This is a genomic window from Falsiroseomonas oryzae (assembly GCF_027856955.1).
Classification (GTDB): Bacteria; Pseudomonadota; Alphaproteobacteria; order Acetobacterales; family Acetobacteraceae; genus Falsiroseomonas; species Falsiroseomonas oryzae.
The window spans coordinates 17,392-41,204 of sequence record NZ_JAPSMD010000008.1 but is presented as its reverse complement, the minus strand read 5'-3'; the positions used below and the strand labels follow the sequence as shown (position 1 = coordinate 41,204).

Sequence of the window (23,813 nt, the reverse complement as noted above, 5' to 3'; positions counted from 1 at the left end):
GCGACGAGTCGGGGGAGACCGGGCATGGCGGGCACGCGCCGCACGATGCGGATCATGATCTCGACCGGGCATCTCGGCACCGCGCCCTCCGGCGCGGATAGCTTCGCGGCGGCCATCGCCACCAATCCCGACTACCTCGTGGCGGATGGAGGCAGCTCGGATCCCGGGCCGGTCTATCTCGGTAACAACAGCGTGCTGGGTCAGTTCGTCGAGGACGAGCTGGAGCTGTTCCTCACTGCGTCGCGTGCGCGTGGCATCCCGCTGATCATCGGCAGCGCGGGGGATTCCGGCTCGAACCACGGCGTGGACGAGACGGTCCGGCAGCTTCGGGAAATCGCGGCGCGGCACCGCATCCCGAAGTTCCGAATCGGCTGGTTCTACTCCGAAGTGCCACGCGGCGTAATCGCCGCGCGGCTGGCCTCCGGGGAGCGGATACCGGGCCTGGGCGGCTTCCCGGAGCTCACGATGGAGGAGGCGGAGCGCGCGACACGCATCGTCGCGGTGGCGGGCGTGGAGCCGTTCATCAAGCTGCTGGACGCTGGCTGCGACGTCATCGTCGGCGGGCGCTGCGGGGATGTCTGCTTCACCGCCGCCCCCTGCATCCGTGCGGGCTATCCGCCGGCGCTGGCCTATCACATGGGGAAGATGATCGAGTGCGCTTCGCTGGTCGCCGAGCCCTTCATGGGCAAGGAGGCCATCATCGGCACGATCTCCGACGAGGATATCGTGATCACGGCCTACCATCCGGGTCAGCGCGTGACCGTCGCGTCCGCGGCGGGCCATTCCATGTACGAGCGGGAGACGCCCTTCTTCGAGCATACGCTCGGCGGCGTGCTGGACATGCGGGAGTGCCGCTACGAGGAAGTGGACGAGCGCTCCACCCGTATCACCGGTGCGCGCTTCGTGCCCGATGATCCACCGACCGTGAAGCTCGAAGGTGCCCGGAAGGTGGGCGAGCGGTACATGGGCATCGCGGCGATCCGCGATCCGCACGTTATCCGGCACCTGGATGCCGCCATCGAATGGTCGCGCAGCGCGTCCGCCCGCACCTTCCGCGACGTGCCCTACGAACTGCACTACCATGTCTTCGGCCGCGACGGCGTGCTGAAGGACCTTGAGCCGCGGCGCGATGTGGTCCCGCACGAGGTCTGCATCGTGGTGGAGGGCTTGGCGCAGACCGAGACGGTCGCGCACAAGCTGGTGGACTTCGCCACGCGCATGTTCTTCCTCGCGCGCATCCCGGGATCCAAGGGCTCGAGCGGGCTTGCTGCCTGCACCAAGCAGACCATGCGCTCCTCGCCCGGCTTCGTCTGGAATGTGAACCACACGATGACGGTGCGTGACCCTCTGGAGCTCTTCCCCACCCATGTCGCGGAGGCCGGCGTGTGATGCCCAGGCTGCACGAGCTCGCGAAGACGATCCGCAGCAAGAACGCGGGCGTCAACCAGGTGACCTTCGATGTGATCTTCCCGACGCGGGACGCCTATCGCCGCGTGGTCGAGAGCGGCGTGCTGAGCCGCGAGGCGGTGGCACGCATCTACCGCATCGCGCCCGAGCGGATCTCGGACCATGTGCAGTTCGAGCTCGCGAACGCCATCAAGTTCACGATCTACCGAGAGCGGCCGAGCGGCAGCCCCGGCGACTGGGACACGCTCGGCTGCCAGTTCTACGGCCCGCTCGTGGACGTGGAGGTGCCCTGAGCCGCCCTGGTCGGCCCTGGGACGCAGGACCGCCCCCAGCCCGTAGCTGGCTCTGCCTGCGGCAGTCGCATCCGTTGCAGCAAGCGTGCACGCAGCGGCCGCGGGCGCTGGTCATTCAGGCGGGTGCGCCCAGCGCGGTGTCATGCGCGATTTCGCCCCGCTCGATGACGTAGGTCGAGTCGACCAGCGGGGTCAGCAGCTGCGGGTTGCTTTCGGTCACCAGCAGCGCGACATCGGGGAAGGAGGCGTGCAGCCCGCGCAGCGCCTCAGCGTAGCGGAGCGCCAGCGCCGGGGCGAGACCCTGGAAAGGCTCGTCGAGCAGCACCGCACGGGTGCCGACCATCAACGCGCGGCCGAGCGCCACCATCTTGCCCTGGCCCCCGGACAGGCCCGCCGCCCGGCGGTCCGCGAGAGTGGCAAGTTCCGGCAGGAAGGTGAAGACCGCCTCCAGCCGCCGCGCGATCTCCGTCCTCGGCAGGCCCAGCACCTCGACCGGCAGCAGCAGATTCTGCCGCACGCTGAACTGGCCGAACAGGCGACGTTCCTCCGGCGCATAGCCGATGCCGAGCCGCGGGCGGTGATGTGCCGGGACGGAGGTGGCGTCCTCGCCGCCGATCAGTACGCGGCCGCCGCGCAGCGCCAGCAGGCCCATCAGCGCGCGCAGCGTCGTGGTCTTGCCCGCGCCGTTGCGGCCGATCAGCGCGACGCGGCCACCGGGCGGCAGCGTCATCGAGACCCCGCGCAGCACCGGCGCGCCGGCGATGTCCACCATGACCGACCGCAGCTCAAGCATGGGCGGCGACTCCGCCTGGTGTGGCTGGACGTTCGATGCCGATCACGTCGCGCTGCACCGCCGGGTCCGCCAGGATCCGTGCCGGCGGGCCCAGGGCGGCGATCTTCCCCTGCGACCAGACGGCGACGCGGTCCGCGAAGCGTTCCACCACGTCCATGTCGTGCTCGACGAAGACGGCGGTGACGCGGGCGTCGCGCAGCACGCGTGCCAGCGTTTCCACGACTGCCATCTTCTCCGAGGCCGCGACGCCGCTGGTGGGCTCGTCCATCAGCAGCAGGCGCGGCTTCAGCGCGACGGCCATGGCGATGTCGGCAAGCTTGCGGGTGCCCTCGTTCAGCGCGTCGGCGCGTTGGCCGGCCAGGGGCAGCAGGCCGAAGCGACCGAGCAGTTCGCGCGCCTCCTCCTGCCAGGCGGGGCGGAGCAGCGGCGCGAGGGGCGACCAGATCCCTTCCCGCGCGGCGATCGCGAGCGCGGCGTTCTCCTCAACCGTGTGCTCGGAGAAGAGCTGCGGCAACTGGAAGGATCGCGCGATGCCGCGGCGGACGATCTCGCGGGGGCGGCGGCCGGTGATCTCCGTGCCGTCATAGGTAATGGTGCCGCCCTGCGGCCGAAGGTAGCCGGTGGTCATGTTGATGAAGGTGGTCTTGCCCGCGCCGTTCGGGCCGATGATGGCGAGGAACTCGCCCTCCATCACGTCGAGGTCGATCCCGTCGGCGGCCTTCACGCCGCCGAACGCCAGCCGCAGGCCCCGGGCTTGAAGAAGCGCCTTCATGCCGTGCGCCTCCGCTGCAGGCGGACGGAGACCAGGCCCCAGATGCCACCGCGGGCGAACAGGATGACCAGGAGCAGTACGGCGCCCAGGATCATCTGCCACATGTCGGCCACCGTCGCCGCGGCATAGACCCGGACAAGCTCGTAGGCGACGGCGCCGAGGAACGGACCAAGCACGCCGCCGGCCCCGCCGAGGATCGCGATGAAGACCAACTCGCCGGATGCTGTCCAGTAGGACAGCAGCGGCGTGACGTGCCGGCTGGTCATCGCGATCAGCGCCCCGGCGCAGCCGGCCATCATGGCCGAGAGCACATAGGCGGCCAGCAGCACGTTGCGCGACGACACGCCCATGAAGTCGAGCCGCGTCTCCCGCGTCTTGATCGCGGCCAGCGCTTGGCCCATCGGCGAGGCGAGGTAGACGCGAGCGAACAGGCCGAAGCAGAAGGCGAGCGCGAGCGCCGTGCCGAACACCGTCCATTCGTAGGTCACGCGGTCCAGCTGCAGCCCGGCGACTCCGAGCGATGGCACGCGGATCCCGTCCGTGCCCTTCGTATAGTGGTAGAACTTCTCCAGCATCGAATAGAACACCATGCTCAGGGCCAGGTTGAGCATGCCGAAAAAGATCTCGCGGTAGCGCGAGACGAAGAGGCCGATGATGGTACCGGCGATGGTCGTGACGAGGGCCGCCGCCGGCAGCAGCAGCGCCGCGTCGGGCAAGGCAGGTGCCAGGAACGCGACCGCATAGGCGCCGAGTGCCACGTAGAGCGCGTGCCCGAAGCTGACCTGGCCGGCGCGCAGCAGCAGCATGATGCCGAGCACCGCGATGCCCTTCGCCAGCGCGATGGTCAGCACGAACTTCATCCACGGCGTGGCCATGGCGGCGAGGACCATTGCCGCGGCGCCGAGCAGGGCGAGCAGCAGCTCGATGCGGGGAAGGGTCATGCGGCAAGCTCCGCGGGCCGAGGCCGCAAGCGCGGCCCGCGCACAGACGGCCTCTTCTGCCAGTGCGGCCGTGGCTTGCGCGAAGCGTCATGCCGAGGGCACGCCTTCGGCGTGACGCAGCCGGAGACCGGGCCCGGCGTCTGAGGGCATCTCATACCCGTCTTGTCTCCACCACGCCGAACAGGCCCTGCGGGCGCACCAGCAGGACCGCGACCATGATGATGTAGGGGACCACCACCTCCAGCTCCGGCGCGAAGGTGACGGCGACTGAGCGGCCGATGCCGATCATCAGCGCGGTCAGCGCCGCGCCCTCGATCTGGCCGAGGCCGGCGGTCGCGACCACGGCGAAGGAGAGCACGATGGTGGACGCTCCGATCCCCGGCACGAGCGAGGCCGTCGGCGTGGACAGCGCGCCGCCCAGCGCGGCCAGCATGGCGCCGAAGGTGAAGGTGAGGAGGTAGACGCGCCGCGCGTCGATGCCCATCGCGGTCGCGGCCTCCCGGTCCGTCGTGACGGCCAGGATCACGCGGCCGGTCAGCGTCCGGCGGAGGAACAGCGCCAGCCCGACCAGCGTCACGACCGCCACCGCCGGCAGCAGCACGACCTGATAGGTGTTGTAGGGGATCACATCGGTGCCGAAGGGCACGTCCACCGTGCCCATCAACGAAACCGGCACGCTGAAGGAGACCGGCTGCACCCCCCAGACCAGCTTCTGCGCGTCCTCCAGGATCATGAAGAGCGCGAAGGTCACGAGGAGCTGCAGCACCGGCTCCTCGCCATAGACCCGTCTCAGCAGAAGCTGCTCGATCAGCGGGCCGAGCACCAGCCCGACCAGCATCGCGGCCAGCAGGAGCGCCAGCAGGGATGCCCAGCCAGGCAGTCCCGCCGAGGCGGCGAAGAGACCGATCGAGGCCGCCGCGTAGGCGCCGATCGCGAACAGGCTGCCATGCGCCACGTTCAGCACGCGGAGCACGCCGAACACCAGGTTGAGCCCGACGGCGACCATGAAGATCAGCGCGGCGCTCGCGATTCCGTCCAGCAGCGCGAGGCCGAGCAGCGCGCCGTTCTGTTCGAGCCAGTCGCCCATGCGAAGCGGCCTTGCCGGATCAGCCGGCGCGGATCGGGTCTGGGACCCGGTTCACCATGTCGGGCGTCAGCGTGCGCAGCCAGGCCACGCTGTTCTGGCCGACCGGCGCCGTCACCAGCTCGGGCGGGAAGACCACCATGTTGTCCATCACGGCGAAGGGGAAGCGGTCGCTGTGGAGGGTGGTGCCGATGAGCTGCGGCTCAAGCCCCTGGCCGTCCTCCCGGATGCGCATGCGCGCGGTCGGGGTCTCGAACTCCAGGCCGGGGAAGGCGGCTGCGAGCTGGGCGTCGGATGGCCAGTTGCCACCATTCGCCTGCATCGCCTTCGCATGGGCCGCGCGGAGCGCGCTGAAGGCCTGCGCCATGTGATAGGTCGGGTAGATCGGATAGGCGTTGTAGCGGCGGCGGTAGCCTTCCACGAAGCGCTGCAGGGCCTGCGGGTTCGCCGGGCGCGGGTGCTGGTGCCAGTGGTCACCGCGGCTGCCGACGATGTGTCCGGCGGGCAGGCTGCGACCGACGCGCTCAAGCGAGGATTCGGCGAGCGGCAGCACGAAGGTCGAGCGCTCGAAGAGGCGCCGCTCTGCGGCCTGGCGGATGAAGGTGTCGAGCTCGCCGCCCCAGCTGGTGGAGAGGATCACGTCGGGGCGCAGCGCCAGCAGGCGCGTGACCTCGGCCGAGAAGTCGGTGGCGCCGAAGCGCGGGAACAGCTCGGCGACCACGCGCGTGCCGGGCTTCAGCGCGTCCATCGCGGTCTTCCAGATCTCCCAGCTGTCACGACCCCAGGCGTAGTCCTGGTTCAGCACGGCGACGGTCCGGAAGTCCGGGCGCGTCTTCAGCAGGTAGAGCAGCGGCGCCAGGATCTCCGGCGTCGCATTCGCCTGGGTGCGGAAGGCATACTGGTAGCGCCGCTCCTCGAAGATGCGCTGCGTCCCGCAGTCCCACAGCAGCGTCACCTTCCGCAGCTCCTCGCCGAGCGGCGTGCACGCCAGGCAGGAGCCCGACGAGATCGAGGCGAACATCACGTCCACGCGCTCGTTCTGCACCAGGCGGCGGAACTCGCCGACCAGATGGTCGATGCCGGGCGCCTCGTCCACGAAGAAGAGGCGCACCGGCACGCCGCCGATGCCGCCTTCCCGGTTGATCTCCTCGGCCAGCATCTCGGCCGCGTTGCGGCCCGGCACGCCGAACACGGAGGCAGGGCCGGAGAGGAAGGTGGTGATGCCGATCTTGATCTCCGACGGCCGCTGCGCCGGGGCCTGCGCCGAGAGCGCGGATGGCAGCAGGACGGAGCCGAAGCCGGCGGCAAGCGCCTGGCGGCGGCCGAGCTGGAACGATGACGACATGGGCGGTCTCCCTCGGAAGCGGCCGGCCTTCTGGTCCGGCCTTGTTGAACGGCTGGGCGCGGCGTCTCAGGCGACGGCACCCTCCGCGCGGAACTCGGCCCGGATCGCGGCGCCATGCGCGTCCACCTGCGGCACGGGACGCAACGCGACATCGTCTCCCACGATCTCGGCGGCCGGGGCGATCACTTCGACGATGCCCTGCGGCGTGTCGTAGGCGACCTTCCTCAGCTGCGGATGGGCGATCAGGCCGTCGATGTCGTTGAGACGCCCGAAGGCGACCTCCGCCGCCTTCAGGCGGGACGCAGCCTCGGCGAGCGTGAGCTGGGCAAAGCAGGCCGCGATGCGCCCGTCGAGGTCGGCGCGATTGCGCACCCGCGCAGGCCCGTCGTGGAACAGCGGATCCGTGGCCAGCGAGGGATCGCCCATCACCTCGGCGCAGAAGCGCGTCCATTCGCGTTCGTTCTGGATGGAGATCAGCACCAGGCCGTCGCGCACCGGAAACACGCCATAGGGCGCGATGGAGGGATGGGCGAGCCCTGGCCGCGGCGGGATCTCACCGCCGTAGCGGCGCTGCAGGAATGGCACGTTCATCCATTCCGCCATGCCGGAAAACAGCGATACCTTGATGGCGCGGCCCTGTCCCGTCCGCTCGCGCGCGTACAGCGCCTGCAGGATCGCGGCATGCGCGTTCATGCCGGCTGCGATGTCGCAGACCGAGACGCCGACCCGCGCCGGGCCGTTGGCGTCGCCGGTCACCGAGCACAGGCCGCTCTCGGCCTGCACCAGCAGGTCATAGGCCTTGAGATCGCTGAACGGCCCGCTCTCGCCATAGCCGGAGATGTCGCAGGTGATCAGCCGGGGATGCCGTGCGCGCAGCGTCGCGGAGTCCAGTCCGAGCCGCCCCAGGGCGCCCGGGGCCAGGTTCTGCAGGAAGACATCGGCGCGCGCGACGATGCGCCGCAGCAGGTCCTGGTCGTCCGGCGCCTTCAGGTCGAGGGCGAGGGACTCCTTTCCGCGATTGAGCCAGACGAAATAGGTGCTCTGGCCGTTCACGTGCCGGTCGTAGCCGCGCGCGAAGTCGCCTTCCCTGCGCTCCACCTTGATGACGCGCGCGCCGGCATCCGCCAGCCGGCAGCTGCAATAGGGCGCCGCGACCGCCTGCTCCACGGCGACGACGAGCAGGCCGCTCAGATCCGTCATTGGACCCTCCTCCCGCCGGGGACGCTTGCATGGGACGTCAGTACGGCGGAAGGCGCCGGCGTTGCACAGCCCCATAGGTGCAGCCTATAGGGAGCGGGGAGGAGCGAGACAGCGATAATGGACCTGAAGCAGCTCCGATACCTCCAGGCGATCGCCGAGGAGGGCAGCTTCTCGCGCGCGGCGCGGGTCCTGGGACTTTCGCAGCCCTCGCTGAGCCAGCGGATGCGCGAACTGGAACTCGAGCTTGGCGGCGAGCTGTTCCTGCGTGGCAGCTTCGGCGTACGGCTCACGGATCTCGGCACGATGGTGGTCGGTCAGGGTGCGGCCATCCTCCGGCAGGTCGAGCAGATACGGACGGAGGCGCGATCCCGCACCGGGGATCCGGTCGGGGAGGTCGCGCTGGGGCTGCCGACCACGGTCGCGCTGCATCTCACCGTGCCCATCGTGCGCGAGGTGAGCCGTCGATTCCCTGGACTCCGCCTGCGGGTGGTCGAGAGCATGAGCGGCTATCTGCAGGAGTGGCTCGCCTCCGGCCGGATCGACCTTGCCGTGCTCTACAAGGTGGATGGCGCGCCGGGGCTGAAGATCTCGCCCATCCTGACGGAGGATCTCTACCTGATCGCCGCGCGCCTGGGCCATGAGGAGGATCGGGCCTCCATCCCGATGGCGGAACTGGCCGCGCTGCCCCTCGTGCTGCCGAGCCGCGAGCACGGGTTGCGCCAGCACATCGAGGCGGCGGTCGCCCAGGCCGGAGTCGCGCTGCATGTCGGGGTTGAGATTGAATCCCTGGTGCACATGAAGGAGCTGGTGCGCGACGGCGACCGGTTCACCATCCTCCCTTTCGCCGCCGTGCGGGAGGAGATCCGCGACGGCAGCCTGATCGCGCGCCGGATCGTCGAGCCGGTGCTGCGCCGGCCCATCGCGCTCGCCGTCTCGGCCGATCGTCCGCTGAGCCAGGGCGCGCGCCGCGTCGGCGAGGTCGTCGAGCGCGCGATCCAGCTCGCCCTGCGCGGACGCGGCGAGGTTCCGCCGAAAGCCAGGGCCGCCGGCGACTATCCCGTTGGTCACTCCGACAGGGCGACCTGACCGAGCGCGTCGCAGCGCTCCAGATACTCCGCCCACAACTCGCCGCCGAGGCTAGGCCGCGCCGGATGCGGGCCTGCTGGGCTATCGGACCCCTGCGGGCCGGCCGGCCTTGTAGCTCGGCATCAACGCGGATGGCTGACGCCGCGCGCCGCCACGCGGATCGCGCTGGCGGTTAGGCGGCGATCCACGGCCTGGCGTGCCCGCCTGCGGCGTGCACACTCAGGCCGCTCGCCGCCTAATCGGCGGTGATCCCGGTGGCCCGGACCAGTTCCGCCCACTCGCCCGTCTCGCGCGACAGAAGCGCGCGCAACTCGTCGGGCGATGACGCGGCGATGGCGATGCCGCGGGCGGCCATGTCCTGGACCAGCGCCGTATCACTCGCGGCCGCGCGCGCGGCTGCGTTCAGCCGCGCGACGACGGCGGGCGGTGTTGCGGCGGGCACGAAGATCCCCTGCCAGAATTCCACCGCATAGCCCGGGAGGCCGGACTCGGCGATGGTGGGCACATCCGGCAGCACCGCCAGGCGGTCCGGCGAGGTTACGGCCAGGGCGCGCAGCCGGCCGTCGCGCACATAGGGCAGCGCCTCCAGGATCGCCAGGAAGATCACCGGCACCCGCCCGGCCAGGACATCCGCGGTGGCCTGCGCCCCGCCTCTGTACGGCACGTGATTGAACGTCACCTCGGCGCGCCGCTGGAACAGTGCCCCCGCCAGATGGTTCAGCGAGCCCACGCCGGTCGAGGCCTGGTCGAGGCGCCCGGGGCTGGCCTTCGCCAGCGCGACCAGTTCCGCCACGCTGCGTGCCGGCAGGTCCGGATGCACGGCCAGCACGAAGGCGCCGCGGGCCACGAGCGAGACAGCGGCGAAGTCGCGCATCGGCGCGTAGGTCAGGTCCTGCCGCAGCGCCGGGTTCACGGCGAGGGAGTTGATGCCCATCAGCAGCGTGTAGCCGTCCGGCGTGACGCGCGCGGCGTGGGCGTAGGCCACGCTGGCCCCAGCGCCCGGCCGGTTGTCCATCACCACGGGCTGGCGGAGGTTGTCGGCCATGCGGGCGGCGAAGGCCCGGCTGATGGCGTCCGTGGTTCCGCCCGGCGGCAGCGGGACGATGAGGCTGAGCGGCCGCGTCGGGAAGCCGTCCTGTGCCCGGGCCGGCAGCGCCGAGAGTGCCAGCAGCCCAGCGGCGCGCCGTCCGATCCGGATCATCATGCGCGGGTCTCCCGTGTCCGCAACGAGGGTAGTCGCCCGGCGGCGGCGACGCCAAGCCTGATCGGCCGGCCGGTCCTACCTGGCGCGCCAGCGTTGGGCCCGCCCGAACAGCACGGCGTCGAGCAGCAGGTGCAGCAGCTTCACGCCGATCGCCGTCGCGACGATGCAGGTCGCCATCGCCGCGGCTGCCGCGATCGCGCCGGCCTCGTCCATGTGCACGATAGCGATCGACGCCAGCTTCGTGCCCGGCCCGTAGAGGAAGATCACGGCCGAGACCGTGGTGAGTGCGTTGACGAACAGATAGACTGCGATGTCCAGGATGGCGGGCAGGCATATCGGCACAGTCACCCGGCGCAGCGTGACCCAGAAGGGCACCTGCAGGGAGGCCGAGACCGCCTCGAACTCGCCGTCGATCTGCTTGAGCGCGGTCACCGCCGTGATGTGCGCGACGGTGTAGAAATGCGCCAGGCAGTTCAGCGCGAGGATGGCGACGGTGCCGTAGAGGATGCCGAGCGGGTTCCACGGCGCGTTGAAGAAGAAGACGTAGCCCAGGCCGAGCACCATACCCGGCACCGCCATCGGCAGCATGGCAAGCAACTGCGCCAACGCCCGGCCGAGCGGCACCGCCCTGGTCTTCTCCAGCAGATAGGCGCCAACAAAGACCAGCGGGGTGCCGATGGCGGCCGTCAGCCCCGCCACCCAGAGCGAGTTGAGATAGGGCTGCCAGCCATCCGGGTCGAACTCCGCGAAGGCATAGTTGGCCAGCGTGAACGACAGGTTGTAGGGCCAGTAGCGGATGAAGGAGGCCCAGACCGCGACGCCGAGCACGGCGGCCACGAGGCCGCCGACCAGGATGCAGTAGCCCAGCAGCAGCAGGTCGCGCCGGCGTTCCGGCTGCGGGGCATAGGGCACCGCGCGCGCTGAGAGCAGTGCCACCTGCCGGCGGCGCAGCAGGCGGTCCACGAAGAAGGCGAGCACGGCCGGAACCAGAAGCACCATGCCCACGACTGCGCCCATGGCGAAGTTCTGCTGGCCCACCACCTGCTTGTACGCGTCCGTGGCCAGCACGTTGAACTGCCCGCCGATCACCTTTGCGATGCCGAAATCGGTGATCACCAGCGTGAACACCACGACCGCCGCCGAGACCAGGCCGTATTGCGCGCCCGGCAGCGTGACCGTGCGGAACATGCGCCAGCGTGTCGTGCCGAGGGACTTCGCTGCCTCGTAGAGCCGCCCGTCGGCCAGGCCGAGCGCCGCGACGAGGATCATCGTCGCGTGGGGCAAGCAGTAGAATACCTGGGCCATCACGATGCCGATCGGGCCGTAGATCGAGGCACCGAACAGGAGATCCTTCAGGAATCCCTGGTTGCCGAAGATATAGACGAGCGACAGGGCAGGCAGCAGCGAGGGCGCGAAGATCGGCAGCAACGCCAGCGCGTAGAACAGGCCCTTGGCCGGCATGCGGCTGCGCGTCAGCGCATAGGCGTAGAGGAAGGCAAGGGGGATGACGATGGTCGTCGCCAGGGTCGCCACGAACAGGCTGTTGAGCAGCGACTGCACCAGCACCGGCGTCGCGAAATACCGCGCGTAGTTCGCCAGGCCGACGAACCGACCCTGGTCGTCCAGGAAGCTCTTGGACAGCAGCGCCCAGAGCGGCAGCGCGATCGCCAGCAGCAGCAGCAGGCACAGCAGACCGACCAGCCCGGTCGCGACGCGCTCCTCCGTCAGCAGCCGGCGCGGGGGGGCGGCCGTGACGGTTGTGGCACTCATGCCGGTGCCCCGTTGCCGCCCCGGTCATCGCGCCGCGGAAAGACGCGCAGCGAGCCCGGCGGCAGCGCGATGCGCAGTACGGCGCCGCAGGCGATGTCGAGGTCGCGCATCAGGTTGGCCGAGAAATCCGCAAGCAGTTCGAAGCCCGGCGCGTCGCGCGCGGACAGGCGGGCGCGGCAGAAGGGACCCAGGAACTCCAAGTCCTCGACCAACGCCTCGAAGGCGTTGTCGTCGCCCGTCGTCACGCCGCGAATCCGTACCTCCTCCGGCCTCAGGCCGAGGCGCAGGGGCGTGCCGTCGGCGGGAAAGCCTGTCGCGCCGGCATCCACGCGCAGGCCGCGCGTGCCGACGCGCACCTGGCCGGGGCCGGCGGCGGTCGCCTCGAAGAAGGTCATCGTGCCGACGAAGTCCGCGACGAAGGCGCTGGCCGGGCGGCGGTAGATCTCCTCCGGCGTGCCGATCTGCTCGATCACGCCGTGGTTCATCACCACGATGCGGTCGGCCATCGCCAGCGCCTCCTCCTGGTCGTGGGTGACCATGATGGTGGTGACGCCGAGGCGGCGCTGGAGGGCCCGGATTTCCTCGCGCAGGTGAAGCCGGACGCGCGCATCCAGGGCGGAGAGCGGCTCGTCGAGCAGCAGCAGGCCCGGCGAGGTCGCAAGTGCGCGGGCCAGCGCCACACGCTGCTGCTGCCCGCCGGAGAGCTGCACGGGAAACTTCCTGCCCTGGTCCGGCAGTCCGACCAGCCGCAGCAGTTCCGCGACGCGGGCGGCGATGGCGGCGCGCGGCATCCGACGGTTCACCAGGCCGTAGCCGACATTGTCGGTGACGGTCAGGTTCGGGAACAGCGCGTAGGACTGGAACACGATACCGAAGTCGCGGTCGGCGGGCGGTGCGGTGGAGACGTCGCGGCCGCCGATCTCGATGCTGCCCTCGTCCTGGCGGTCGAGGCCGGCGATGGTCCGCAGCAGCGTGGTCTTGCCGCAGCCAGAAGGGCCCAGGAAGCAGACGAACTCCCCGCGCGCGACCTCCAGGTCGATGCGGTCGAGCGCGGTGAAACTGCCGAAGCGGCGAGTCAGGCTGCGCACCCGCAGGAAGGCTGGGGCGGCCGTGCGGCCGGCCGCGGCAGGCATCTCGCCCGCCGGCGGCTCGAAGCGGAACGCGGTCGTCATCGGAGCCCCCTGTCGCCAAGCGGAGGCGCGGGCCCGGCGGACCCGCGCCCCTGGTCGCCTCAGTTGCGCGGCGCCGCCTTGGATTCGTAGCGGCGCGACCACTCGGCCAGGATGCGCTCCCGGTTCTGCGCCATCCAGGTGAAGTCGTTGCGGAACATCCGCTCCTCGGCATTGGCGGGGTAGTTGGGCGGCGTGTTGGTCACGCCGGGGAAGGCGACGACCGCGTAGAACCTGCTGTACAGCTCGTTGGCGCCGCGCGTGGCCGCCCAGTCGGCGATGCGACGCGCCGCGTCGAGGTTGCGCGTGCCGCGCACGATGGAGACCGCCTCCATGTCCCAGCCCGTGCCCTCGGCGGGGATGATGACCTCGATCGGCGCGCCCTGGGTGCGCTCCCGCGCGCCGCGCATGTCGAGCGAGATGCCGGCCACGCGCTCCCCGCGCGCGGCCTGCACGCAGGGGGCGGAGCCGGAATGGGTGTAGACGGCCATGTTCTCGTGCAGCGCGTCCATGAAGCGCCAGCCCTGCTCCTCGCCCATCATCTGCAGCCACATGGCCACCATCAGGTAGCCCGTGCCGGAGGAGGCAGGATGCGGCATGACCAGCCGACCGCGGAACTCCGGCCGCGTCAGGTCGCGCCAGCTGGTCGGTGCGGTGGTGTTGGCGCGGCGGCCTTCCACGGTGTTGTAGCAGATCACGCCGAGGAAGGCGTCCATGCCGGTCCAGGTCACGGGCGGCGTGGTGTCGCGGAAGGCGGGCTTCAGCGCCTCCGCGCCGGCGGGCGTGTAGGGCTCCAGCAGGTTCATCCCCTCGAACAGCAGCAGGGAGGAGGCGGCGAGGCCCATGATCATGTCGGCTCGCGGGTTCTCGCGCTCCGCCAGGATGCGGGCGGTGATGACGCCGGTGGAATCGCGTACCCACACCACCTCGACGCCGGGCACCGCGGCCTCGATCGCCTGCTTGAAGGGCGCGAGCTGCTCGTTCTCGAGCGCCGTGTAGATCGTCACGCGCGTGCGGGTCTGCGCGTCCGCAGTCCCGGACCCGAATGCGAGGGCCAGAGCCGCCCCCGCCGCCAGCAGCCAACGCCTCATCGTCGAAGCCCCTCCGTTGTCGTTCTGCCTGTCCTGCTACGCCGGCCAGGGCAGCGAGTAGGTGCGGATCGTGGTGAAGCTCTTCATTGCCTCCACCACGCCCTCCTTGTGCCCGAGGCCGGAGTCCTTCACGCCGCCGAACGGCGACATCTCGATGCGATAGCCCGGCACCTCCCAGACATTCACGGTGCCGACCTCCAATTCGTTCACGAAACGCGTCACGTAGTCGAGTCGGTTCGTGCAGACGCCGGAGGACAGGCCGTAGGCGGTCGAGTTCGAGATGCGGATCACCTCCGCGATGTCGTTCGGGCAGCGCAGGATGGGGATCACCGGGCCGAAGGTCTCCTCCCGCACCAGCTCCGCGTCGTGCGGGACGTGGTCCACCACGGTCGGCGGATAGAGCGCGCCCCGGCGGTCGTTGCCGTGCAGCAGCCGCGCGCCCTGCGCCACCGCGTCGTTCACGCGGCGTTCGAACTCGCTGGCCGCGCGTTCGTGGATGACGGTGCCGACATCGACCGTCGGGTCCATGGGATCGCCGGCGACGAGCTTGCGCGCCTTGACCAGCACGAGGCGGGAGAACTCCTCGGCCACGCTCTCGACCACCAGGATGCGCTTCACCGCCGTGCAGCGCTGGCCGGAGTTCTTGGTCGCGCCCTGCACCGCCAGCTCCGCCGCCTTGTCGAGGTCGGCATCCTCCATGACGATCAGCGGGTCGTTGCCGCCGAGCTCCAGCACGACGCGCCGGTAGCCGGCCTTCGCGGCGATGTATTTCCCGACGCGCACGGAGCCCGTGAAGGTGATCAGCTCCGCATCGGGGTCGGTGATCATCGCATCGCCCATGCTGGCCGGGTTCCCGGTGACGACCGAGAGCATCTCCGGCGGCAGCCCGGCCTCGTACAGCACATCGGCCAGCGCGAGCGCGGTCAGGGGCGTCAGCTCCGTCGGCTTCAGCACCACGCGGTTGTTCGTGGCGATCGCCGGCGCAAGCTTGTGGCTGACCATGTTCAGGGGGTGGTTGAAGGGCGTGATGGCGGAAATTACGCCGGAGAGCGGCACGCGCATCGTGAAGATCTTGCGACGCTTGCCCATCGGGCTGATGTCGCACGCATAGGTCTCCCCGTCGTCGAGGATCGCGAGCTGCGCGGCGAAGGAATAGACGTCGTAGGCGCGGCTCGCCTCGTAGAGCGAGTCCTTCCAGCACAGGCCGGATTCGGCCGTGATGAGGCGGGCGAACTCCTCCTTCCGGTCGCGCAGCGCCTCCGCCGTGCGCAGCAGGATCTGCTGCCGCTCGTAGCGTGTCAGCTTCGGCGTGAAGGCGCGCGCCCGGGCGAAGGCATCCCGCACATGCTCGGGCCGCGCGGCGGGGACCGTGCCCACCAGCTGGCCGTTCCAGGGGTTGAACACCTCCACCGTCTCGTCGGTCGTCACCTTGCGGCCGGCGATGCGCATCGCCTCGCGGCGGAGGGGGGGCTTGGCCTGCACGTTCACGACGGCTGCACCAGGTTCAGCGCGACGTCGAAGACGTCGAAGTTGCGCAATACATGGCCGTCCCGGAAGGCGACCCTGCGGTTCGCGATCATCGGCACCACCTGCTCCGTCAGGCCGCCATGGGAGCGCAGAGGCTCCGTCAGGCCGGACAGGTCGTGCCGGTCGCGGCTGGTGCCGAGTGCCTTGTGGCGGGTGGAGACCACGACGATGTCGCCGATCCGATCGGGCGGCAGTTCGAAGCGCGCGCAGGCCTCGGCCTTGTCCAGCGCGACATCCACGCCCTCTTGCGCGCGCAGCCGGCCGATCAGCGCGCCGACGTCGGCGCCGGCCGGCAGGTAGACGGTGGCGAAGGAGCCCAGCGCCCCGTGGTGCACGACATAGGGATCGGTGATCGGCAGGATGACGCGCGAGGCTCCTTCGCCGGTCCAGGTGTCGAACAGGTCCTGCAGGTAGAGCACGTCCGGGGAGCCGTCCGGCAGGTGCTTGTCGTTCATGCCGTGGTCCGCCGTCAGCACCACCACCGCGCCCGCGTCATCCAGCCGGCCGACATGGCGGTCGAGCATCGCGTAGAAGCTGTTCGCCACCGCGGAGCCGGGCGCGGCCTTGTGCTGCACGTAGTCGGTGGTCGAGAGGTACATGACGTCCGGCCGCATCGTCTCCAGCAGCCGGCCCCCCGCTGCCAGGACGAATTCCGAGAGCTCGGCCGAATAGACGTCGGGCACCGGCATGCCGGTCAGGGCGAGCGCATCCGCGATGCCGTTCGTCTCCAGGCTGACCTTGTCCGCCTTCTCGGAGGAGAAGGCGACAGCGGTTCCGGCGCCATAGTCCAGGCCGAAGCCGAGCAGTGCGCGCAGCTTGTCCTTGGCCGTCACCACCGCGACCTTCGCTCCGCCATCCTGCAGGGCCTTCATGATGGTGCCGACGCGCAGGAAGCGCGGGTCGTTCATCATGACTTCCTCGCCCGTCGCCGGGTCGTAGAAGTAGTTGCCGGCGATGCCGTGCACGGCAGGCGGGCGCCCGGTGATGATGGAGATGTTGTTCGGGTTGGTGAAGCTCGGCATCGCGGACAGGGCCGTTGTGCTCGTGCCGCTTTGCATGATCCGTGCCAGGTTCGGCGCGACGCCTGCGGCGATCGCGGCCTCGATGTAGCCGGGCTCCGATCCGTCCACGCAGACCACCACGGTCGGCGTCGTCGGGATCCTGTAGGTGCGGCCATTCGCCTCGACGGCACCGAGGCGGCGATGGAAGTTCATGGCAGCGTCTCCCTCAGGCGGCCATCGCGGCGTCGGCCATGCCGAACTCCGCCAGCGCCTCGCGTATGGCGGCCAGCGCGCCTTCCATCTGCTCGCGATGCAGGCGTCCGATGCAGCCGATGCGGAAACTGTCGGCGACCGTCAGCTTGCCCGGGTAGATCACGTAGCCTCGGTCCTTCAGTGAGTCGTAGAAGCGCTGGAAGACGAAGCGCGGGTCCTTGGGCATGTGGAAGGTGACGATGATCGGCGCCTGAAGGGCATCCGGCAGCAGCGTGCGGAAGCCCAGCGCGCGCATCCCGTCCACCAGCACCTTGCAGTTGCCGGCGTAGCGCGCATGGCGGCCGGGCTGTCCGCCTTCCGCCAGGAACTCCTCCAGCGCCTGGTGGAAGGCCACGATGACGTGAATCGGCGGCGTGAAGCGGTACTGGCCGGTCTTCTCGAAGGCCTGCCACTGGTCGTGCAGATCCAGCACCAGCGTCGTCGCATTCCCCTTCGCCGCCGCCAGCACGTCGCGCCGGCACAGCACGAAGCCCAGGCCCGGGACGCCTTCGATGCACTTGTTCGAGGATGCGGCGATGGCGTCCGCATGCACGGCGTTGGCGTCCAGCGGCAGGGCGCCGAAGGCCGACATGGAATCCAGCAGGAAGGACTTGCCGTGCCGCGCGGCCAGCGCGCCGATCTCCGCGACCGGGTTGAGGATGCCGGAGGTGGTCTCGCAATGCACCGCGAAGACATGCGTGATCGAGGGCGTCGCGGCGAGGATCCGCTCCACCGCGGCCAGGTCGGGCGGGGTGTCCTCCGAGGTCTCGTGCACCACGGTGCGACGGCGGGCGATCTCCAGGATGCGCTTGGCGCGATGGCCATAGGCGCCGTTGATCAGCACCAGCACCTCGCCATCCGGCGGCACCAGGCTGGTCAGCATCGCCTCCACCGCGAAGGTCCCGGATCCCTGGACAGGCACGGTCACATGCGTCGCCGCGGCGTGCGCGATGGCCGGCAGTCGGTCGAGGACCTCCCGGTTGATGCGCAGGAACTCGGCGTCGCGCGAGCCCCAGTCATGCACCATCACGGCTTTCACGCTGCGCGAGGTGGTCAGCGGGCCCGGGGTGAGCAGGAAGGGGTCGCCGGTTTCGGAGGCAGCGCGGTGCGCGGCGGGCGAGGCGGTCATGACAGGACCCTCCGGACTGAACGGTGCGACAGTCTGCTCGGCCGCTTCCTATCGGTCCAATATTCTGTTTCGATGCGCGACATAGAACTGATCTATGGGATGGGGAGCCTCCTGGGATGGGCATCGCGACGGCGCTGCGCGCCTTCCACCAGGTGGCTGAGGCCGGATCCTTCTCCGCCGCTGCCCGTGCGGGCAGCGTCAGCCAGCCGACGCTCTCGGCCCAGGTGAAGGGTCTGGAAGCCACCTATGGCGTCGCGCTGTTCGACCGGCGCGGCCGTGGCGCACGGCTCACGCCGCTCGGCCAGAGCCTGCACGCCATCACCGCACGGCTCCTCGCGGCGGAGGAGGAGGCGCGGGCGCTGCTGGCGGGTGCGGCGACGCTGACGCGCGGGCACCTGCGCATCGCCGCCGACAGCGCATCCCATGTCATGCCCATCCTGGCGCGCATCCGGGAACGGCACGAGGGCCTGACCTTCTCGCTCGCTATCGGCAATTCGTCTGACGTCATCGGCCGCGTGCTGGACCATCATGCCGATGTGGCGGTGACGGCGCGCCGCAGCTCCGACCCGCGACTGCACAGCCGGCTGCTGCGGGCCGACCGGCTGGTGCTGTTTGTGCGCGACGACCATGCGATGGCCCGTGCCGGCAGCGTGCCGATCGCCGCGCTCGCCGCCCAGGACCTGGTCATCCGCGAACGCGGCTCCATCACGCGGGAGGTCTTCGAGGCCCGCCTGTCCGAGGCCGGCATCCGCCCGCGCGCGCTGCTCGAGGTGCAGAGCCGCGAGGCCGTGCGCGAGGCGGTGCTGGCCGGCTTCGGCATCGGCGTGAGCTTCGAGGCGGAACTGCCGGCGCAGCCCGGCCTCGCCCGCGTGCTGGTGGCGGATGCCGACCTGGCTGTGGCCGAGTACGTGGTCTGCCTGGAGGAGCGCCGGCGGCTTCCGCTGGTGCGCGCCTTCCTGGCCGCCGGCGTCGCCCCGGCGCTCAGCCCAGGCGGATCAGCAGCGCGCCCGCCAGGATGACGCCCGCCGCGACAAGGCGGAACGGCGCGATCGGCTCTCGCAGCACCACCACCGCCAGGATCGCCGCGAACAGCACGCTTGTCTCGCGCAGCGCGGCGACCAGCGCGATGGGCGCGGAGGCCATCGCCCAGATCACGATCCAGTAGCCCATCAGCTGCATCGCCGCGCCGAACAGCGCCGGGCCGAGCGTGCGCGGCGCCACGCGGAACGGCGCCAGGCCGCGCCGGGCGGCCAGGAAGCAGGCCGTGACCAGCCCGTCGATGACGAAGAGCAGCACGGCATAGCCGTGCGGATTGCCGGACAGCCTCGATCCCTGCCCGTCCACCAGCGTGTAGGACGCGATGAAGCCGGCCGTCGCGAGCGCGAAGCCGACGGCGCGCCGGTCCGCATGGAGCAGGTCGGCGGGACGCCGCACCGACATGGCAGCCACGCCGGCGACGATGAGCGCGACGCCCGCGATCCCGCCCGCGCCGGGCACCTCGTCGAACAGCACCGCGCCGGCCAGCGCCACGATGGCCGGCGCCGCGCCGCGCGCGATGGGATAGACCAGCCCGAGCCCGCCCGTCCTGTAGGCCTCCGCGAGCACCAAGTTATAGCCGAAATGCAGCGCGACGGAGGCCGCGACGAAGGGCAGCGACGCTGCGGCGGGCAGCCCGACCACCGGCAGGAAGGGCAGCGCGACGACGCCGGCCAGCACCACGATCAGCGTCACGCCCAGCACTGGATCGAGCGCGCGCTTCGCCAGCGCGTTCCAGCCCGCATGCGCCACCGCCGCGGCCAGCACCGCGGCGAAGACGGTCGGGTCCATGCCGGTCACGCGCGCATCCGGCGCCCGTCCGGGTCGTGGAAGGGACGCAGCGAGGCGCGCACCGGCACCCGCTCACCGCCGATGTCGAGGACCAGGGGCCTGGCATCCAGCCAGGCCTGGTCGATCGCGTCCTCCGCGCGCACCCAGGCCAGCGCGACGACGCCTCCGAGCGTGTGGCCATGGGCGGCGGAAGTGACATCGCCGACCGGCTCTCCGTCGCGCAGCAGCAACTCGCCGCCCCAGGCGAGCGGGCCGTCCGGCGACATGGCCAGCAGCGAGACCAGGCGCCTCTGCCGCGGCCTGCCGCGGGCCGCGATCAGCGCGTCGCGGCCGATGAAGTCCACGCCCTTCCCCAGCGCGACGGCGAAGCCCATGCCGGCGTCCCAGGGCGTGTCGTCCGGCCCCAGCTCGCGGCCCCAGGCGCGGAAGCCCTTCTCGATCCGCAGCGAGTCCAGCGCAGCGTAGCCCGCATGGCGCAGGCCGAGGTCGGCACCGGCCTCGACCAGCCCGTCATGGGCCGTCAGCGCGAATTCGGTCGGCACGTAGAGCTCGTAGCCGAGTTCACCGGTGTAGCCGCGCCGGCACGCCAGCGCCGTGGCATAGCCCACATCCACCGCGCGGAAGGCGCCGAAGGGCAGGTCGTCCAGCCCCTGCGCACCGGCACGGGCCAGCAGCTCGCGCGACCGCGGGCCCGACAGCGCGAGAACGGCATAGGCGGAGGTCACGTCGGTCAGCATCGCGTGGGCCTCCGGCGGCATGTGGCGACGGATCCAGTCCGCGTCGCGCGTGGCCTGCGCGGTGCCGGTGAGGATCAGGAAACCGTCCTGCGCGATCCGCGCCACCGTCAGGTCGCTCTCGAAGCCGCCGCGGGCGTTCAGCATGGGCGTGTAGACGCTGCGCCCGACCGGCACGGCCATGTCAGCCGCGCAGAGGCGCTGCAGCACCGCTTCCGCATCGCGGCCCTGCAGCAGCAGCTTGGCGAAGGACGTCATGTCGAACAGCGCGACACCCTCGCGCGCCGCGTGGTGCTCCGCGGCGGCTGGCGCGAACCAGGCGCCGCGGCCGAAGCCGTAGCCGATCCCCCGCGCGTCTCTGTCGGCTGCGAAGAACAGCGCGCGCTCCCAGCCCATCTTCGACCCGAACACCGCGCCGCGCGCGGCCAGGCGGTCGTGCAGCGGGGAGCGGCGCGTCGGCCGCGCGCTGTCCAGCTCCCGGTTCGGCCAGGGCATCGCGTAGTGCAGGCCGAGCGTCTCCTTCACCCGGTCGTGCAGCCAGCGTCGGTTGCCGTTGAAGCCGGCGAAGCGGCGGATATCGACGGGCCACAGATCCAGCGAGGGCTCGCCCTCGATCATCCACTCCGCCAGGTGCCGCCCGGCGCCGCCGGCGCAGGCGATGCCCATGGAGTTGAAGCCGGCGCCGACATAGAGGCCGTGCAGCCCCGGCGCCGGGCCAAGGATGAAGTTGGCGTCCGGCGTGAAGCTCTCGGGGCCGTTCAGGAAGGTCTTGATCTCCGCGGTCTGCAGCGCCGGCACGCGGTCCAGCGCACCTTTCATCAGCGGCTCGAACTGGTCCCAGTCATCGGGCAGCAGCTGGAACTCGAACTCGGCCGGGATGCCGTCCATGCCCCAGGGCTTCGCATCCGGCTCGAAGCCGCCCATCACCAGGCCGCCGACCTCCTCCTTGAAGTAGATGTAGCCGTCGGGGTCGCGCAGCACCGGCAGGTCCGGATGCACGCCGGGGACCGGGCCGGTGACGATGTACATGTGCTCGGCGGAGTGCAGCGGGATCGTGACGCCGATCCGCTGTCCGAGCTCGCGCGACCATTGCCCGGCGCAGATCGCGGCCGCCTCGCAGGCGATGGTGCCGCGATCGGTCTCGACGGCGGCGACGGCGCCGTTCGCCATCCGGATGGTCTGCACGCGCGTCTTCTCGAAGATGCGGGCGCCGCGCGCTCGCGCGCCGCGGGCCAGCGCCTGGGTGACGTCGCTCGGGTTGGCCTTGCCGTCGCCAGGCAGCCAGACGGCACCGAGCAGGTCGTCGGTGCGCATCGGCGGCCAGCGCTCGCCGGCTTGCCGCGGTGTCAGCTCCTCGATCGCGACGCCCTGTGACCGGGCCGAGGCGATCTGCCGGCGCAGCAGCGTCATGCGTTCCGGCGTGCGCGCCACGGTCAGCGACCCGCAGCGCTTCCAGCCGGTCGCCAGCCCCGTCTCCGCCTCCAGCGCGGCATAGAGCTCTGTCGAATAGCGGATCAGCCGCGTCAGGCTCCGCTGCGCGCGCAGTTGGCCGACCAGGCCTGCCGCGTGCCAGGTGGTGCCGGAGGACAGCCGCCCCTGCTCCAGCAGCACGACATCCTGCCAGCCCATGCGCGTGAGGTGATAGGCGAGGGAGCAGCCGACGATGCCGCCGCCGATGATCACCGCCCGCGCCTGCGTGGGGAACGCCTCGCCTGCCATGCCGCCCTGCGCCTGCCGACCCGCAGCGAAGCCTACCGCAACGGGGCCGGAAGACAACGCAGAATCACACAAAATCCCACATTATGCCGCGACGAGGATCTCGATCCCGCGCTTCCGCAGCGCCCGCCGCGCCGCGGCCGGCGGTTCCGCATCCACCACCAGCCCCAAATTCGCGCCCGTCGTGTCGAGGCGCATCGGCGTCAGCCGGCCAAACTTGGTGCTGTCCAGCAGAAGCCAGCTTCGTGCCGCCGCCCGCATCATGTGCTGGCGCTGCTCGGCGGCGGCGCGGCCGTAATCCGTGACCTCGCCGTCCGGCGTCAGCCCGCCGGCGCCGATGAAGGCGAGGTCCACGCGGAACCGACCGATGGCCGCGAGCGTGTCCACGCCCGCCGTTGCCTCCTCGCCGCGGTCCACCTCGCCGCCGAGCAGGTGCACGGCATGCGTCGTGTGCCGCACAAGGTGCAGCGCGGCGGCCAGGCTGGTGGTGCAGACGGTCAGCCCGCGCTTGCCGCCCAGCGCCTGAGCGAGCGCCAGGGTGGTGGTGCCGGAATCGATCAGCAGCACGCTGCCGTCGGGGACCAGCGCCGCCGCCGCCCGCGCGATCGCCGCCTTGCCCGCCGCGTTCTCCGCGATGCGGTCGGCGAAGGCCGCCTCGACGGGCTGGTGCCGCACCGCGCCGCCATGCACCACCGCCAGCAGTCCGCGCGCGGCCAGCGCCTTCAGGTCGCGCCGCACCGTCTCATGCGAGACGCCCAGCGCTGCCGCGAGATCGCCGACCCCGGCCGCACCCTCCGCGCCGACGCGCCGCAGGATCTCCTCCTGGCGGCGGATCGCGAGGGGGCGGCCCATCAGGCCGGCCGCGAGCGCAGCGCCTGCGCGAGATGGGCCAGGAAATGCGAGACGGGCGGTGTCGGCAGGTCTTTCACCTTGGCCTCGTCGTCGTAGCGGCGCAGCCGGATCGCGGCCTCCGCGAAGGGCAGGACGCGGAACGCCGCGCATTCCTCCGGCGACATCGGCCCGCCCTGCAGCGAGAGGCTGAGCACCGAATCCGGCGCCAGCCGGCCGAAATAGTCGGGCTCCGTCGCGCAGAGATACCGCTTCGCCGCGACGTGCAGGCGCACGGGCTCCGTCACCTCCGGTCCGAACAGCGTGGCAAGGTAGGCGTGGCCCAGATCCTCGTGCCGGTCGTCCTTGCCCTCGGCCGCGGGATTCTCGCCGAGGTCGTGCACGAGATGGCCGATGTCGTGCAGCAGCGACGCGGCGATCAGGGACGGCGGGTCGCCTTGCTGCTCCGCCAGCAGCGCGGCCTGCAGCGCGTGCTGCTTCTGCGTGACATCGTGCAGCCCGTACTGCCCGTCGGCCCGGTGCTCGAGAAGCCGGGCGATCTCGGCGAGGCGGGGGTCGATGGCTGTCATGGTTCCGCGCTTCCGTGGGGCTGGGCTAGAGAAGGGACCGGGAGAGGAAACCGG

Annotated in this window: 21 protein-coding genes; 4 read left to right on the top strand and 17 right to left on the bottom strand. The window is 70.8% G+C overall.

Annotation, left to right across the window (positions count from 1 at the left end; genetic code table 11):
- Positions 1–24 precede the first annotated feature (24 nt).
- Both OZN99_RS02395 and OZN99_RS02390 read left to right on the top strand, forming a co-directional pair.
- The gene (locus OZN99_RS02395; RefSeq protein WP_270933567.1) at positions 25–1,389 is read left to right on the top strand and encodes an acyclic terpene utilization AtuA family protein; all 1,365 of its coding nucleotides are present in this window, start codon (positions 25–27) and stop codon (positions 1,387–1,389) included.
- Positions 1,389–1,700 carry a DUF4387 domain-containing protein gene (locus tag OZN99_RS02390; protein ID WP_270933566.1) on the top strand — a complete coding sequence of 104 codons (312 nt, stop codon included), beginning with the start codon at positions 1,389–1,391 and terminating at the stop codon, positions 1,698–1,700. The genes OZN99_RS02395 and OZN99_RS02390 overlap by 1 nt, the downstream gene beginning before the upstream one ends.
- A gap of 115 nt (positions 1,701–1,815) precedes the next feature.
- Here the strand turns inward: OZN99_RS02390 and OZN99_RS02385 are convergent, their stop codons facing one another.
- The 6 genes from OZN99_RS02385 to OZN99_RS02360 all read right to left on the bottom strand — a co-directional run bounded on the left by OZN99_RS02385 (position 1,816) and on the right by OZN99_RS02360 (position 7,835).
- Entirely contained in the window at positions 1,816–2,493 is a 678-nt protein-coding gene (locus tag OZN99_RS02385; protein WP_270933565.1) for an ABC transporter ATP-binding protein, read from the bottom strand.
- The gene (locus OZN99_RS02380) at positions 2,486–3,265 is read right to left on the bottom strand and encodes an ABC transporter ATP-binding protein (RefSeq protein WP_270933564.1); all 780 of its coding nucleotides are present in this window, start codon (positions 3,263–3,265) and stop codon (positions 2,486–2,488) included. The genes OZN99_RS02385 and OZN99_RS02380 overlap by 8 nt, the downstream gene beginning before the upstream one ends.
- Positions 3,262–4,206 carry a branched-chain amino acid ABC transporter permease gene (locus tag OZN99_RS02375; RefSeq protein ID WP_270933563.1) on the bottom strand — a complete coding sequence of 315 codons (945 nt, stop codon included), beginning with the start codon at positions 4,204–4,206 and terminating at the stop codon, positions 3,262–3,264. The genes OZN99_RS02380 and OZN99_RS02375 overlap by 4 nt, the downstream gene beginning before the upstream one ends.
- A 151-nt stretch (positions 4,207–4,357) precedes the next feature.
- Positions 4,358–5,293 (bottom strand): branched-chain amino acid ABC transporter permease, encoded by a 936-nt coding sequence (locus tag OZN99_RS02370; RefSeq protein ID WP_270933562.1) that lies wholly within the window; start codon positions 5,291–5,293, stop codon positions 4,358–4,360.
- A gap of 19 nt (positions 5,294–5,312) precedes the next feature.
- A complete protein-coding gene (locus OZN99_RS02365; RefSeq protein ID WP_270933561.1) occupies positions 5,313–6,635 on the bottom strand; it encodes an ABC transporter substrate-binding protein in 1,323 nt (440 codons plus the stop codon).
- 66 nt (positions 6,636–6,701) lie between these two features.
- Positions 6,702–7,835 (bottom strand): CaiB/BaiF CoA transferase family protein, encoded by a 1,134-nt coding sequence (locus OZN99_RS02360; protein WP_270933560.1) that lies wholly within the window; start codon positions 7,833–7,835, stop codon positions 6,702–6,704.
- Positions 7,836–7,952: 117 nt separating this feature from the next.
- Between OZN99_RS02360 and OZN99_RS02355 the strand changes: the two genes are divergently transcribed.
- A complete protein-coding gene (locus OZN99_RS02355; RefSeq protein WP_270933559.1) occupies positions 7,953–8,921 on the top strand; it encodes a LysR family transcriptional regulator in 969 nt (322 codons plus the stop codon).
- 235 nt (positions 8,922–9,156) lie between these two features.
- Here the strand turns inward: OZN99_RS02355 and OZN99_RS02350 are convergent, their stop codons facing one another.
- From OZN99_RS02350 to OZN99_RS02320, 7 genes are all read right to left on the bottom strand, one after another.
- Positions 9,157–10,125: a tripartite tricarboxylate transporter substrate binding protein gene (locus OZN99_RS02350; protein WP_270933558.1), complete on the bottom strand. Its 969-nt coding sequence runs from the start codon at positions 10,123–10,125 to the stop codon at positions 9,157–9,159.
- Positions 10,126–10,200: 75 nt separating this feature from the next.
- Entirely contained in the window at positions 10,201–11,895 is a 1,695-nt protein-coding gene (locus OZN99_RS02345; protein WP_270933557.1) for a putative 2-aminoethylphosphonate ABC transporter permease subunit, read from the bottom strand.
- Entirely contained in the window at positions 11,892–13,067 is a 1,176-nt protein-coding gene (locus OZN99_RS02340; protein ID WP_270933556.1) for a putative 2-aminoethylphosphonate ABC transporter ATP-binding protein, read from the bottom strand. Before OZN99_RS02340 ends, OZN99_RS02345 begins: the two co-directional genes overlap by 4 nt.
- Positions 13,068–13,126: 59 nt before the next feature.
- Entirely contained in the window at positions 13,127–14,155 is a 1,029-nt protein-coding gene (locus tag OZN99_RS02335) for a putative 2-aminoethylphosphonate ABC transporter substrate-binding protein (RefSeq protein ID WP_270933555.1), read from the bottom strand.
- Between the two features lie 36 nt (positions 14,156–14,191).
- On the bottom strand, positions 14,192–15,643 hold the full coding sequence (phnY, locus tag OZN99_RS02330; protein ID WP_270933554.1) for a phosphonoacetaldehyde dehydrogenase: 1,452 nt from the start codon (positions 15,641–15,643) through the stop codon (positions 14,192–14,194).
- A complete protein-coding gene (gene phnA / locus OZN99_RS02325) occupies positions 15,640–16,896 on the bottom strand; it encodes a phosphonoacetate hydrolase (RefSeq protein ID WP_270933553.1) in 1,257 nt (418 codons plus the stop codon). The genes phnY and phnA overlap by 4 nt, the downstream gene beginning before the upstream one ends.
- 13 nt (positions 16,897–16,909) lie before the next feature.
- A complete protein-coding gene (locus OZN99_RS02320; RefSeq protein WP_270933552.1) occupies positions 16,910–18,064 on the bottom strand; it encodes a 2-aminoethylphosphonate--pyruvate transaminase in 1,155 nt (384 codons plus the stop codon).
- Positions 18,065–18,180: 116 nt separating this feature from the next.
- On the opposite strand from OZN99_RS02320, the gene OZN99_RS02315 reads away from it, so the two are divergent.
- A complete protein-coding gene (locus OZN99_RS02315) occupies positions 18,181–19,083 on the top strand; it encodes a LysR substrate-binding domain-containing protein (protein ID WP_270933551.1) in 903 nt (300 codons plus the stop codon).
- On the opposite strand, the gene OZN99_RS02310 is transcribed toward OZN99_RS02315, so the two are convergent.
- The 4 genes from OZN99_RS02310 to OZN99_RS02295 all read right to left on the bottom strand — a co-directional run bounded on the left by OZN99_RS02310 (position 19,046) and on the right by OZN99_RS02295 (position 23,759).
- Entirely contained in the window at positions 19,046–19,891 is an 846-nt protein-coding gene (locus OZN99_RS02310) for an EamA family transporter (protein ID WP_270933574.1), read from the bottom strand. The two genes, OZN99_RS02315 and OZN99_RS02310, sit on opposite strands and share 38 nt — an antisense overlap.
- A gap of 5 nt (positions 19,892–19,896) precedes the next feature.
- On the bottom strand, positions 19,897–22,344 hold the full coding sequence (locus OZN99_RS02305; RefSeq protein WP_270933550.1) for a GcvT family protein: 2,448 nt from the start codon (positions 22,342–22,344) through the stop codon (positions 19,897–19,899).
- A gap of 81 nt (positions 22,345–22,425) precedes the next feature.
- Positions 22,426–23,193 carry a DeoR/GlpR family DNA-binding transcription regulator gene (locus tag OZN99_RS02300; RefSeq protein WP_270933549.1) on the bottom strand — a complete coding sequence of 256 codons (768 nt, stop codon included), beginning with the start codon at positions 23,191–23,193 and terminating at the stop codon, positions 22,426–22,428.
- A complete protein-coding gene (locus OZN99_RS02295; protein WP_270933548.1) occupies positions 23,193–23,759 on the bottom strand; it encodes an HD domain-containing protein in 567 nt (188 codons plus the stop codon). Before OZN99_RS02295 ends, OZN99_RS02300 begins: the two co-directional genes overlap by 1 nt.
- Positions 23,760–23,813 lie beyond the last annotated feature (54 nt).